The following is a 14048-nucleotide window of genomic DNA, read 5'->3' as shown; positions in this document are numbered from 1 at the left end:
TTTTTATGATAAGTAAAAGATCCATTGCATATAGCAGTATCCTGGCCGTATCCCTGCTGTTGAAGGGCTTCAGCGGATATGGACAGGCGATTGAGCTGTCGCTGCAGGATGCTGTGTCGTTAGCAGTAAAACATAACCGGGCGTTGAAGTCCTCCGGTATAGATATCGCCATTGCGCAGGAGCAGCGCAGAGTGGCCAAAAGCCTTTCCCTGCCAAGCGCCAGTCTTGGCGGGCAGTACGCGCATTATTTTGAATTGCCGGTGTTCTTCGGCTTTGGTGAAACAACAGACAAGAATAAGATCCCTTATGGCCGTTTTGGCGGAAGGGACCAGGTATCTGCTACCCTGTCTGTTTCACAGCCGCTGTTCAACCCCGCTGCCAAACCCGCACAAAGGGAGGCCGCATTACAGGAAAAAGCCAGCCGCGCCAGCTATTCATTTAAAGAGATAGACATTACCGCCGCGGTGAAGCGCACTTACCTGGGACTGCTGGTACTGAATGAGCGCCTGAAGCTGCAGCATGAAAGCCTGCAGCGTAATGAGAAAGCCCTGCAGGATGCCAGGTCTTTACTGGCGCAGGGCCGGGCCTTACGGGTAGATACCCTTCGTGCATTCACCTCCGTTAAGAACCTGGAGCCGGACATCCTGCGGCTGAACAAAGCCATTGATGTGGGCAAACTGCAGCTGGTGACCCTGATCGGGCTGGACTCGCTGCAGACAGTAACGCTGACGGATACACTCGCTCATCCCGGGCAGGCTGCACTTCCCCAGGAAAGCAGCTTGTATGAGGAAGCGCGCAGCAACCGTCAGGACCTGCAGCAGCTGCGGCTGAACCAGCAGATCAGCGAAGAAGGCATTGCTTTGGCAAAAGCCAGGCGGCTGCCGGTAGTATCACTGGTGGGGCAGTACCAGCTGCAAAGCCAGGCGCGTAACTTTAAATTCTTTGACGCCTCCTGGCCCGGCGCTTCCTTTGCCGGTGCACAGGTCAGCGTTCCCCTCTTCAGCGGTAACAGCAACCTGGCAAAGATCAAACAGGCAAAGCTGAGCCATCAGCAATCCGGTATTGACCTGACAGATGCCTATGAACAGCTGAGAACAGAAGTAAGACAGGTTATTGCCAACCTGCAGGAAACATTTGAAAGAGTGCACACACAGGAGCAGGTGAAAGAAACCGCCCGTCAAAGCTATGACATCATACAGTACCGCTACCAGAAGGGGGTTGCCTCCCGCCTGGAACTAACGGATGCAGAGCTTGCGCTCACAACGGCGCAGCTGAACTACCTGGAAGCGGTATACGATTACCTGGCAGCAAGCATAGAACTGGATAGAACCAGGGGGAAACAATAGCAGTTGGAGAAGTTTATGTGTTTAGTGTTTATGTAGCGAGGGCCGGAGTCGTCCGGCCTTTTTTATTGGAAATAAAAAGGCCGGAAGAATCCGGCCTTTTGTTATTCCACGTCATCAATGGCTGATTAATCAGCAACAAAGTTTAGTATGATGATAATTCAGTTGTTTCATTTGTTATTCAGTTGGTAATATACTTCATTCCAACGCAGTTCGTTGCGAAATTGGTGCAATTTTGTTTCATTGTCAATACGCACGTATTCAATACCAGCCATATCCGCAAAATCCTGCATGTGCGCCGCTGTCAGATGCTGACTGTAGCAGGTATGGTGGGCGCCGCCGGCATAGATCCAGGCTGCGCAGGCAGTGCCCATATCCGGCAGCGGTTTCCACAATACGCGGGCTACCGGCAGTTTAGGCAGCTGGTGCTGCGGCTTTACGGCCTGCACCTCATTTACCAGCAGGCGGAAACGGTTGCCCATATCAATTACAGATGCATTGATGGCGGGGCCATCTGCTACATTGAACACCAGCCTTACCGGGTCGGCCTTGCCGCCAATGCCTAAGGGATGCACCTCGCAGGAAGGTTTACCGTCGGCTATGGAAGCGCATATTTCCAGCATGTGAGCGCCCAGCACCATACGGTTATCCGGGTCAAAATGGTAAGTATAGTCTTCCATAAACGAGGTACCACCGGGGAGGCCGCTACCCATCACTTTCATGGCACGCACCAGGGCAGCTGTTTTCCAGTCGCCTTCACCACCGAAGCCGTAGCCATCTGCCATCAGGCGCTGCACGGCAATACCGGGCAGTTGTTCAAGGCCATGGAGGTCTTCAAATGTATCTGTAAATCCTTTAAAGTTACCTTCTTCCAGGAAAGCACGCAAGCCCAATTCTATACGTGCGGCAGTTTTCAATGACGCATGTCCTTCCCCGCCTTTGCGAAGGGATGGCGCAAGTTCATAAGTATCAGCATATTCTTCGGTAAGACGCAGCACTTCGGCATCACTGATGGCATTCACTTTGGCCACTACGTCGCCAATGCCGTAACCGTTCACGGCGTAGCCAAAGCGCAGCTCGGCCTCTACCTTATCGCCTTCCGTTACCGCTACCTGGCGCATGTTATCACCTATACGCGCAAAACGTGCGCCCTGCCAGTCGTACCAGCCGGCTGCCGCGCGCAACCAGGTTTCCAGCTCCTGCAGTACACCTTTTTCCTGCCAGTGTCCAACCACTACTTTACGGTTCAGGCGCATACGTGACTGGATGAAACCAAATTCGCGGTCGCCATGGGCAGACTGGTTCAGGTTCATGAAGTCCATATCTATATCTGACCAGGGAATATCACGATTGAACTGCGTATGTAAATGTAATAACGGTCGTTGCAACACTTTTAATCCGCCGATCCACATTTTAGCCGGAGAGAATGTGTGCATCCAGGCAATAACACCAATACAGTTGGGAGTGGTATTGGCTTCCTGGCAAACACGATAGATTTCTTCCGGTGTTTTCACAACGGGTTTGAAAACAATGCGAACGGGAATGTTGGGGGCTGTGTCCAGGGAGGCAGCGATGGTTTGGGCATGGGCAGCCACCTGTTTCAAGGTTTCCTCTCCGTAGAGATGCTGGCTTCCGGTAATGAACCAGGCTTCCAGTGTCTTAAGTGGTATCATTCAGTTTAGATTATATGGTACATGTTAACATCCCTGGCCATAGTAGGCGCCGGGACCGTGTTTACGCTCAAAATGCTTTTGTATGAGTGATGGCTTCAGCGTCGGCGCCTGCGGATTGATCTGTTCCGTAAGCTGCGCCATACGCGCTATTTCTTCCAGCACGGCCGCATTGTAAACTGCCTTCTCTGCCGTTTTTCCCCAGGTGAAGGGCGCATGGTTGCCAACCAGGATCATCTCCACTTCCTTATAAGACAGGTTGCGTTCCTTGAAGCAGTTGATGATCTGGAAGCCGGTCTGATGCTCATAGTCTCCCCTGATCATCTCATCGCTCATGGGTGGTGCACAGGGCACATCTGTGGTGAGGTGATCTGCATGCGTGGTACCGAAGATGGGAATATCGCGCTGCGCCTGCGCCCATGCGGTGGCATAGGTAGAATGTGTGTGCACAATCCCTCCTATCTCCCAATGTTTATATAACACGGCATGTGTTTTTGTATCTGACGAGGGACGGCCATTGTCTTCCACTACCCTGGCATCAAAATCCACTACCACCATCTTATTGGGGGTCAGCTCGTTGTAGGGCACGCCGCTGGGCTTGATGGCAAATACGCCGGCCTGATGGTCTGCCACGCTTACGTTGCCGAAGGTGAACAGCACCAGTCCTAATGCAGGCAGCTGCATATTTGCTTCATAAGCCTGTTCTTTTATGGTTTTATACTGACTCATGCGTATAACTTTTCAGTGAATGCGCCCAGTTCCAGGAACCTGGGATAACGCCTGGCATAATAAGCTACCTGTTCGGGGCGGGGCTGCCAGGTGGTTTCAAAACCGGATGACATGGCCTGCTGCGCTGCCGCCACATCAGGATGAATACCTGCACAAACAGCGGCAAACATGGCGGCGCCTAAAGCACAGGCATGTTCGCTGCGTACTATCTTGATGGGACGGTTCAGTACATCTGCCAACACCTGCATGGCGTAGCCTGATTTTTTAGCTACACCGCCCAGGGCCAGTACTTCATGAATGGGCACGCCTTCTTTTACAAAACGTTCTACAATGCTCCGGGCGCCAAAGGCGGTAGCTTCTACCAGGGCCCTGAACAGCTGCCCCGCATCTGTGCCCAGGTGCAGGCCCGTTACGGAACTTTTCAATGTATGGTTCGCATCCGGTGTACGGCGGCCATTGAACCAATCCAGCACCAGTGGGTCCTGATCTTTCAAAGGCAGTTGCTGCGCCTGTTCTGCGAGGTAGCCCAGCAGCTTACTTTCTATGGCCGCCAGCTGAGCGGTATCGTCTTTCATCAGGGCATACAAGGGCTGCATGATCAGTTTACGCAGCCAGGCATAAACATCGCCATAGGCAGACTGTCCTGCTTCCAGGCCCAGCATGCCCGGCACTACGGAGCCATCTACCTGTCCGCAGATGCCCTTCACAAACAAATGCCCTGCTTCTTCCATGGGCGCCATGAGAATATCGCAGGTGGAGGTACCAATTACACGGCAAAGGGCATAAGGCTGAATGCCTGCACCAACGGCGCCCATATGTGCGTCGAAGGCGCCCGTACCGATCACGGTATCTGCCGGGATACCCAGGCGGGTGGCCCATTCGGCGCTGATGGTACCGGCTGCCACTGTAGCCACTACGGTATCGCTGAACATGTGCGCATATTTGCGGAGGCCGGGATGGAGTTTTCCGAGGAAGTCTGCGGGGGGCAGGCCATTCCATGCTTCATGCCACATGGCTTTATGGCCGGCGGCGCAGCGGCTGCGCGGCAGGGTAGCTACCTGCTGATGTCCGGTAAGCACACCTGGTATCCAGTCGCAATGCTCTACCCAGGAAACCGCTTTCTCACCTACTGCCGCATCTGTTTTGATGATGTGCAGGATCTTGGCCCAGAACCATTCGCTGCTATAGATGCCGCCGCAGTATTTGGTATAATCTGTATCGTTTGCGTGAGCTATTTCGTTGATAAGCGCTGCCTCTTCGTTGGAGGTGTGATCTTTCCAGAGTACGAACATGGCGTTCGGGGTCTCTTCAAAGCCGGGCAGCAAAGCCAGGGGTGTACCCTGTTCGTTCACGGCTACGGGAGTAGAGCCGGTGGTGTCTACGGATATGCCTTTTACCAGGGCAGCAGTACCGGGAGGACATTGCTGCAGGGCGCCCTTAATACTTTCTTCCAGTCCTTCCAGGTAATCCAGCGGGTGCTGACGGTATTGCTGCAGGGCTGCATCGCAGTACAGTCCCTGTTTCCAGCGGGAGTAGTAATGTACGGCACTGCCGGCCTCCTGGCCTGTAGCTGCGTTCACTACAAGGGAGCGTACGGAGTCTGTCCCAAAATCCACTCCTATTACAAAAGCGTCTTTTTTCATAACGATGTGCTAAGCTGCTGATATTTATTGTCGTGATGACATTTATTTAACAAGGTAAAAAAAATAGTTGTGCCCCTGATGACTATTCGTTTAAAGGCCTTAAGCTATTCTATCTTATCGTTTCACACGTTGTCTGTACTAGTTCAGTTTGCCCGGATCGGCTACAAAGTTGAGGAAGGCGTGGAATTTGGCGCTGTATTTCCTTTTGTCCAGTTTGTAATAGAACGCCCCTCTTTTTGAGCTGGCCCTTTCCTTGTCCTTCTGTTTTACCAGCAGTCCGGTAGACAGTACTTTCCTGCTGAAGTTACGCTTATCGAATACGGTATCGTATACTGCTTCGTACAGGATCTGCAGCTGCGGAATGGTAAACTTCTGCGGCAGCAGTTCAAACAGGATAGGATGGATGGCTGCCTTGTACCGCAACCTGGCCTGGGCCTGTGCTACCATCTCCGCGTGGTCGAAGATCAACCTGGGCAGTTTTGACAGTGAAATCCATTCTGCCCTGTACTCTTCACTCAGCTGTTGCCTGTAGGCATTGATGTCTATCAATGCGAAATACGCGACTGAGATGGTCCTTTCCATGGGGTCGCGGTCAGGGTTCCCAAAAGCAAAGAGCTGCTCCATGTAAACGCCTTCCAGGCCGGTGAGTACCTTCAGTATCCGTGATGCGGCCTCCTCAAATCCTTCATCCGGTTGTACAAAGCCTCCCATGAGACTCCATTTACCTTTTTCCGGCTCAAAGCCACGCTTTATCACTAATAGTTTTAGGTCCTGCCCGTCAAATCCGAAAATAATGCAATCAATAGCTACCAGCATTCTTGTTTGCCGGGAATAACGTGTCATACACCCAGGTGTTTTAGTTTATACGCTAATATATGTCACCTGAATGATATTTACACCAATTACCTGATTAAAAGGTAAGACCCGTTCCCGGCCGACCGGGGAAGCTTCCTTATTTCCTCCACAAGATATACAATTAAATGTCAATTATACAATTAACTGGCAAGAATAATTCCGGAAGGGCTCAGATGCTTAACAGGCGGGCTATTTCAGGCGAAGTATAGTCATCTGCAAAGGCGATAATATTATTGCAGGCGGCAAATTCTTCCCGGCTGTGCATGGTGGTAAGCACCACACTTTTCATACCTGCGTTGGCGGCTGCCTCTACCCCTTTGGGGGCGTCTTCGAACACGATGCAGGAGGATGGCGGCACATCCAGCAACCGGGCGGCCATCAGGTAGGTTTCCGGGTGGGGTTTGCTCAGCTGAACGCTTTCAGCGCTTACGATGGCCTTGAAATAATGGCGGATGTGCAGGTTATCCAGCACGAAGTCGATATTGAAGTTAATGGCGGCAGAACCGATAGCCATGGGTATACCCTGCTGACGGGCGCTTTCCAGGAATTGGGACAGGCCTGCTATGAGCTGTAAATGAGGCAGATAGGTTTGCTGATACCGCTTCTCTTTTTCCATAGAGATCTGCGCCATCTCAGCAGGAGAAAAACGGCCTTCGCCGAATACCCTTACCAGCAGCTCTTCGTTCTTGCCATACATTTCCTTTTTCACAGCCTCGCGGTCCAGCGAGCCGCCCAGGTCATGGTTGATCATGTAATGCCAAGCGTCCAGGTGATAGCGCATGTCGTTGATCATGGTTCCGTTCAGGTCGAATAAAAATGCTTTCATAGGACAAAAATAGAAAATAGTCTTTAGTGCGGGGTAAAGGGCCTCTTCTACTCTTCTTCCGCGGTGTTCTTGAGTTTCATCAGCAGTGAGTAAGCACCCCTGGTAACGAATTCCAGCCGCGCCAGATCGCTGCCGTCTGCGGCGGCCACCTGCGTATAACCGTTCTCACGGGCGCCGGTTTTCAGGGGCAGCATTTCAAAGATGCTGGTGTCCTTCCGTACAAAGGCATACTGCTGGTTCTGATAACGTACAATGGCTTCTTCGGGCAGGGTGAGCACGGAATCGGCCGCTGTCTCGATCAGGGCATTCATGAAAGTGCCGGGAATGAGGGCTTTATCATAAGACTCAAAATGACAATGCACCTCTATACTTCTGTCGGCCTCCACATCCTGCCCGATGAGGATCACTTCGCATTCGTATTGCGTGGTGGTGTCGTTATTGGTAAAGGCAATAACACGCTGTCCTACGGCCAGTTTACTGATATCCTTTTCAAACACGGTCAGGGCCAGGTGGATATCGTCCGGGTTCACTATTTCGAAAAGTACGTCAGTTGGGTTGACGTATTTACCGATATTCACATTGACCTTGGTAACAAAACCATTGATAGGCGAATAGATATTTACGCTGCGGGAGATGTTGTTCTCATTAAGGCGGGCCGGGTTTACGCCGATAAGCTCCAGTTTTTCCGCCAGGCCACGCAGCAGGATCTGCTGGCTTTGGTAGTCGGCAGCGGTTTGCTGGAACAGTTTATCGCTGCTGGCCTTACTGCGGTTCAACACCTGTTGCCGTTCGTATTCCTTTTCCAGGAAAGCCAGTCGGGTTTTGGCGGTAAGATAATCCTGCTCCAGCTGGATGTATTGCTGATCTTCCAGTACACCGATCACAGATCCCTTGTTTACATGCATACCGGGCAGCAGGTTAGTGGATTTAAGATAACCGCCCAAAGGAAAGCTCACACTCACAATGTTCTGGGGCGGCACATCAATACGGCCGCTCACTTTCAGCACTGTGGCGATGTTGCGCCTTTCGGGCCTGGTGGTGGTAATACCGGCGTTCTTTAACTGTGCAGCTGTTAACTGTACCAGGTTATCTGCCGCCTCCGGAGCGGCCTCCTTTTTTTCAGCTGTCTTTTGCTGTCCGCAGGCGATTAAAAAACAGAGAACAGCAGCGTGCAATATATATCTTGTCATAAATTTTTAGTTGGATGGTTTGAAAGTTTAAGGGTTTGAAGGTGTGCAAACATCACAGGTTTCATCAAACATACAAACCCTCAAACGCGTACACTTTCTTTATTTATTCAGTAAAGTATTCAGGTCAATAATCGCATTGTTCTGGTTCCGTACGGCATCTATATATTCGTTGCGGATGCCTACGGCCTGGTTCATGAGTAATACCCATTCCAGGTAATTGATCTGGCCGTTAATGAACTGCTCATTAGCGCCATTGATCACGGTTGCGGCGTTCTGCAGGGCGCTGTCTTCATAATAGCGGACGGCCTGCTGTGTTTTATTATACTGTTTCAGCGCCTGCCCGTATTGGGCCTGCAGCTGTTGTACGCCCGCCTCATAATTATTCTGCGCCAGTGCCTGGTTTACCTTCTGCGCGTTGATACGGGCTTTCTGTGCATGGAAGAAAATGGGAATCCCCACACCTACCTGTACCGACTGGAAACGCGTGCCTGTGGAATAATACTTATCATCTGCACCGGTGCCTTTAAAGCTCTGGTTATTGTAGGCCACAATAAGATCAGGCAGCAGCTTCGCCTTTTCCACCCCGTATTGCAAAGCGCTGACCTGCTGCTGCTGCGCCAGGAGCTGCAGGTAGGGATGTTGCCACAATGTACTGGTATCCGCTATTGCAGGCGCTGCCAGTTTTAATGCAGTATGATGATCCGGCGCTACATCGGCGGTTGTGTTGAGCAGCAGTTTAAGCTTTGACTGCAGGATACTGTAATCCTGTTCCAGTTGTTGCAGCTGCTGGTTTACCTGTCCGCGTTGCGTGCTGGCGGTTGCCTTCTCTACAATGTTGCTTTCTCCCTGTTCAAAACGAAGCGTGGCTTTATCCAGGAAGGCCGTATACAAACTGTCTGTATAAGCCAGCAGGTCTTTCTTCTGCTGCAGGTACAGCATCTCGTAGTAAACGGTGGTTACTTCCTTCTTCAGCTCTTTTTCCTTCAGCGCCACACTGAGCAGGCCGTGTTTCCATTCTGCTGCCAGCAGGGCTTTCTGCCTTGTATAGATAACCGGGAACTTCATGCTTTGCGAGATGCTGAACTTTGTATCATTATAAGCGCTGTTGATCTGCCCGAAGTCGCCGGTGACCATCGTCTGCTGCATATCCCACCCGCTGCCTTTCAGCTGCTGAAGATAGTCTGCATACAGTTTATCATTGCGCAGGGTAAGGTTATGCTGCAGGGCGGTATCGATAGCCGCCTGCAGGGAGATGGGCGTTTGCGCAGCGGCAGCCGGCGCCAGGAGGAAGAGCAGCGGTATCAGTACAGCGGTGACGGCTGCTTTGGGCATACGTACCGGTGTACGTTTTTCAAATAGCATATACAATACCGGCAATACAAAGAGGGTAAGGAAAGTAGCCACCAGCAGGCCGCCTATCACTACCGTTGCCAGGGGGCGCTGTACCTCCGCTCCTGCCCCGCGGCTTAAAGCCATGGGCAGAAAGCCCAGTGAAGCTACCGATGCAGTCATTAACACCGGCCGTAATCGCACCCGCGTGCCTTGCAGCACAATCTGCCTTACATCTGTAAGGCCGCCTGCTTTGAGGCGGTTAAACTCTGCTATGAGCACAATACCGTTCAATACCGCCACGCCAAACAAGGCAATGAAACCTACTCCGGCAGAAATGCTGAAGGGCATTCCGCGCGCTGCGAGGGCCAATATTCCACCGATGGCAGATAACGGGATGGCCGAATAGATAATAAGGCCCTGACCAAAAGAATGAAAAGCAAAATACAACATCAGCAGGATGAGCAGCAGGGCTACGGGCACGGCTAAACCCAACCGCTGTTTGGCAGCTTCCAGGTTTTCAAAAGCCCCGCCATAGGATACGCTGTAACCGGCGGGCAGTTGGATCTGCTGCCGCATTTTCTGCTGCACTTCCTTTACAATGCTTTGTACATCGCGGCCGCGCACGTTGAACCCGACAATGATCCTGCGGCGGGCGTCTTCGCGTTGTATCTGGTTAGGCCCTTCTTCTATAGCTACATTGGCCACCTGGTAAAGGGGGATCTGTGTGCCGGAGGAAGTGGGTATCAGCAATTGCTGCACATCAGCTACATCTTTACGTTGCGTGCCGCTTACGCGGACTACCAGGTCAAAACGGTGTTCGCCTTCATATACCAGTCCGCTGCTTTGCCCCGCAAAAGCGGCGTTCACCACTTTGTTGATGTCTGCTATATTCAAACCGTACTGCGCTAAGGCATCGCGGTTATAGCGGATCACGATCTGCGGCATACCGGTAAGCTGTTCTATGTACAGGTCGCGCACGCCTTTGATGCCGTGGGTGATGACGCCCAGGCGGTTTCCAAGACTGGCCAGCGTATCCAGGTTATCGCCGTAGATCTTGCACACCACATCCTGCCGGGCGCCCGTCATCAGTTCATTGAAGCGCATCTGCACGGGATACTGGAAACCGAAGGTAACGCCCGGCACTTCTTCCAGGGCCTCGGTCATTTTCTCTGCCAGTTCATTGAAAGAGCTGGCGGAGGTCCATTCGCTTTTATCTTTAAGCACTACGATCATGTCGCTCGCATCCAACGGCATCGGGTCTACGGGTATCTCACTGCTGCCCGTTTTGCTGACCACCTTTTCCACTTCCGGGAACTGCTGCAGCAGCACTTTACTGCCCTGGGACACGGCATTTACAGAGGCCTGCAGGCTGCTGCCCGTGAGCACGCGGGTTTCTACGGCAAAGTCGCCTTCTTCCAGCTGCGGGATGAACTCCCCGCCCAGGGAGAACAGTACCATAATGGCGATTGTCAGCAGCGCAATAGCGGAGCCGATCACGATGCGCGGATAGTACAATACTTTGTCCAGGGTACGTTGATAGCGTTTGGCCAGTTTGTCCATCATGCGGTCTGACCAGCTTTCTTTCTGCGGTATCTTTTTACTCAGGAAAAGGGCGCTCATCATAGGCACATAGGTAACAGAAAGCAGGAAGGCGCCTATCAACGCAAAGGCCACGGTTTGCGCCATGGGTTTGAACATCTTACCTTCAATACCTGCCAGCGCAAAGATGGGCAGGTATACAATGAGGATGATGAGCTCTCCGAACACCGCTGCATTCAACATCCTGCCGGAGGTTTCCGTTACCAGTCCATCCATCTCTTTTTGTGTAAGACGGGTCAGCGTAGAATGATGCAGGCGGTACATACAGCCTTCCACAATAATGAGGGTACCGTCTACGATGAGGCCAAAGTCAAGCGCCCCAAGGCTCATGAGGTTACCGCTCACGTTGAAGATATTCATCAGTATCACGGCCACCAGCATTGACAGAGGGATCACAGAGGCTACCAGCAAACCGGCGCGTACATTGCCCAGGAACAATACCAGTACAAACACCACGATCAGCGCGCCTTCCAGCAGGTTGCGCTCTACGGTGCCAATGGCATTGTTCACCATCTTGGTACGATCCAGGAAAGGATCTATCACCACCCCTTCAGGCAATGTCTGCTGTATCTGCGCTACCCGCTCTTTAATGTTACGGATCACTTCATTACTGTTGGCGCCTTTGAGCATCATTACCACGGCGCCGGCTACCTCACGTTCACCATTATACGTCAGCGCACCGTAGCGGGTGGCATGCCCCAGGCGTACTTCCGCCACATCTCTTACCAGCAGCGGAGCGCCGGCAGCGGTACGTTTAACAACGATCTTGCCGATATCTTCCGGGTTGCCCACCAGTCCTTCGCTGCGGATGAACAGGGCCACGGGGCCTTTTTCTATATAAGCCCCCCCGGTGTTCTGGTTATTGTTCTCCAGGGCGCTGAATACGTCGCTGATGGTAAGGCCGTAGGCGCTTAATTTTTCGGGCGACACGGCGATTTCATATTGTTTCAGCAGGCCGCCGAAACTGCTTACCTCTGCCACCCCTTTTACGCCCAGTAGCTGACGGCGAACGATCCAGTCCTGTATGGTGCGCAGCTCCATCGGTGTATACCTGTCTTCATAACCCTTTTTGGGCCTTACCGTGTACTGGTAGATCTCTCCCAGCCCGGTGGTTACCGGGGCTAATTTGGGCATTCCTAATCCCGCGGGTATCTGGGCCTGCACTTCCTGCAGGCGTTCTGCTACCTGCTGGCGTACCCAGTAGATATCCACATCCTCATCAAATACAATGGTGACCACAGACAACCCGAACCTGGAAAAGCTGCGCATTTTCTTTAAGCCGGGAATGTTGCTGTTGGCCTGCTCTATCGGGAAGGAGATCAGCCGTTCCACATCGGGTGCGCCCAGTGAAGGGCTAACGGTGATCACCTGTACCTGGTTCTCAGTAATATCCGGCACCGCATCTATCGGCAGCCGGGTGATCTCGTAAATGCCATAACTGATGAGGCCCAGCATAAAAAGGCCCACGACCAGTTTATTACGGATCGAAAAACGAATGATATAGTTAAGCATGATCTTCTTATGTGCGAACAGAATAATAGAACGAATGCAGGCCTGCTGCCGGCAAGCCTTCATTTGTTATCCGTAATGGGTAAAATCAGCACAAAGATTTGGGAGGCTGGAAGATATCAGGATGATATATAAGCGGGTGGAACCTGTTAATGTAGTCGGGATAGATAATGGTTACCTGGCGCTGCACCACCATGGTAAGCTGTGGTTGCGTGGGTGGCGGAGGCACCGGGTTGGTATAGGTAAGATATTCGTGCGATTTGAAGGGCAGCTCCATATCGCGGGCGTAGTCATCATCGTACGGCTGATCCATCAGGTAGTGCTCTGTAATAAAGCCCCACAAGGTTACGTAGCGGTGCTCGGCCATATGCTCCTGCACATGGGCAAAGAAGATGGGAATTTTGAGCAGCTGGTTACACTCTGTGGCATTGCACAGATAGATGCAGAGGAGTAATATGCTGATCGTACGTTTCAACAGGGCAAAGGTAGGGAAATTTCGCTTAGCCGGGTAGTCATCAGCCGTTAGTGAGCGGCTGATACAGTTAACCCGCCCCTCACTAACGACCCATGACCAATGACCACTATTTAATTGCTTCTTCCCAGGCATGTGCCATCAGGGCATTACCGGCTATGCTTGGATGCACGCCGTCGCCCGTCCAGTAGGCGCCGGGAGCCACTTTCTGCGCTTTGTCAAATATGCTCTGGTAGGGAATGAATACGGCGTTGAAGCTGTTGGCCAGCTCGCGGGCAACGGCGCGGTATTCATCAAAAGCGGGGAACCATTTATTGTCTACCGCTTTCACGCCGTTTACAGCAAAGGGCTCGCCAATGATCAGCTTCACATCGGGCAGCTTGTCTTTGGTGCGGGTAAGCAGTGCCTTATAATCATCGCGGTATTTCTGTACGGTACCGTTGTAATTGTCGTTGAGGGTGTGCCAGAAATCATTTACACCAATGAGGATGCTGAGGATATCCGGTTTAAGATCAATGCAGTCTGCATCCCACCGTTCAGCCAGCTGGTATACTTTATTGCCGCTGATCCCTTTGTTGTAGATCTGCAGGTTTTTATCCGCATGTTTTTCCAGCAGGGAGGCGGCTGCCAGGAAGGCGTATCCACGGCCCAGGGACCCAACGTCATTGGGTTTGGCGTCTTCCCGTTTACGGCCCGCATCTGTAATGGAATCTCCCTGGAACAGTACTACGGCATCTTTTCTTAATGCGATCTTTCCTGCTTTGGACCTGGGTTCCTTTGCAAAGGCGGCAGATACGATCTCGGGCATACTCAGGGCCATCATACTGCCCATGGCGGCTTTCTTCAAAAAACTTCTGCGATCAGATTGTGGAATCATTGT

At 52.1% G+C, this 14048-nt stretch carries 10 protein-coding genes; 1 reads left to right on the top strand and 9 read right to left on the bottom strand.

Features of this window, described 5'->3' with window-relative positions; translation table 11 throughout:
• Nucleotides 1-5: 5 nt before the first annotated feature.
• Nucleotides 6-1346 (top strand): TolC family protein, encoded by a 1341-nt coding sequence (locus Q0577_RS04255; protein ID WP_298733140.1) that lies wholly within the window; start codon nt 6-8, stop codon nt 1344-1346.
• A gap of 167 nt (nt 1347-1513) precedes the next feature.
• On the opposite strand, the gene araA is transcribed toward Q0577_RS04255, so the two are convergent.
• From araA to Q0577_RS04210, 9 genes are all read right to left on the bottom strand, one after another.
• The gene (gene araA / locus Q0577_RS04250; protein ID WP_298733138.1) at nt 1514-3016 is read right to left on the bottom strand and encodes an L-arabinose isomerase; all 1503 of its coding nucleotides are present in this window, start codon (nt 3014-3016) and stop codon (nt 1514-1516) included.
• Between the two features lie 24 nt (nt 3017-3040).
• Nucleotides 3041-3742: an L-ribulose-5-phosphate 4-epimerase gene (locus Q0577_RS04245; RefSeq protein ID WP_298733137.1), complete on the bottom strand. Its 702-nt coding sequence runs from the start codon at nt 3740-3742 to the stop codon at nt 3041-3043.
• A complete protein-coding gene (locus Q0577_RS04240; protein WP_298733135.1) occupies nt 3739-5385 on the bottom strand; it encodes a ribulokinase in 1647 nt (548 codons plus the stop codon). Before Q0577_RS04240 ends, Q0577_RS04245 begins: the two co-directional genes overlap by 4 nt.
• A gap of 138 nt (nt 5386-5523) precedes the next feature.
• Nucleotides 5524-6228: an NUDIX domain-containing protein gene (locus tag Q0577_RS04235; RefSeq protein WP_298733133.1), complete on the bottom strand. Its 705-nt coding sequence runs from the start codon at nt 6226-6228 to the stop codon at nt 5524-5526.
• Nucleotides 6229-6409: 181 nt separating this feature from the next.
• Nucleotides 6410-7066: an HAD family phosphatase gene (locus tag Q0577_RS04230; RefSeq protein ID WP_298733131.1), complete on the bottom strand. Its 657-nt coding sequence runs from the start codon at nt 7064-7066 to the stop codon at nt 6410-6412.
• 47 nt (nt 7067-7113) lie between these two features.
• A complete protein-coding gene (locus tag Q0577_RS04225) occupies nt 7114-8256 on the bottom strand; it encodes an efflux RND transporter periplasmic adaptor subunit (protein ID WP_298733130.1) in 1143 nt (380 codons plus the stop codon).
• Between the two features lie 99 nt (nt 8257-8355).
• Nucleotides 8356-12762 carry a CusA/CzcA family heavy metal efflux RND transporter gene (locus tag Q0577_RS04220; protein WP_298733128.1) on the bottom strand — a complete coding sequence of 1469 codons (4407 nt, stop codon included), beginning with the start codon at nt 12760-12762 and terminating at the stop codon, nt 8356-8358.
• Between the two features lie 22 nt (nt 12763-12784).
• Nucleotides 12785-13171: a hypothetical protein gene (locus Q0577_RS04215; RefSeq protein ID WP_298733126.1), complete on the bottom strand. Its 387-nt coding sequence runs from the start codon at nt 13169-13171 to the stop codon at nt 12785-12787.
• A 106-nt stretch (nt 13172-13277) separates the two neighbouring features.
• Nucleotides 13278-14045, bottom strand: a complete 768-nt coding sequence (locus tag Q0577_RS04210) for an SGNH/GDSL hydrolase family protein (protein ID WP_298733124.1) — start codon at nt 14043-14045, stop codon at nt 13278-13280.
• Between the last annotated feature and the right edge of the window lie 3 nt (nt 14046-14048).

It is taken from the genome of uncultured Chitinophaga sp. (assembly GCF_937898475.1).
Lineage (GTDB): Bacteria > Bacteroidota > Bacteroidia > Chitinophagales > Chitinophagaceae > Chitinophaga.
This window is presented reverse-complemented; position numbering and strand designations above follow the sequence as displayed.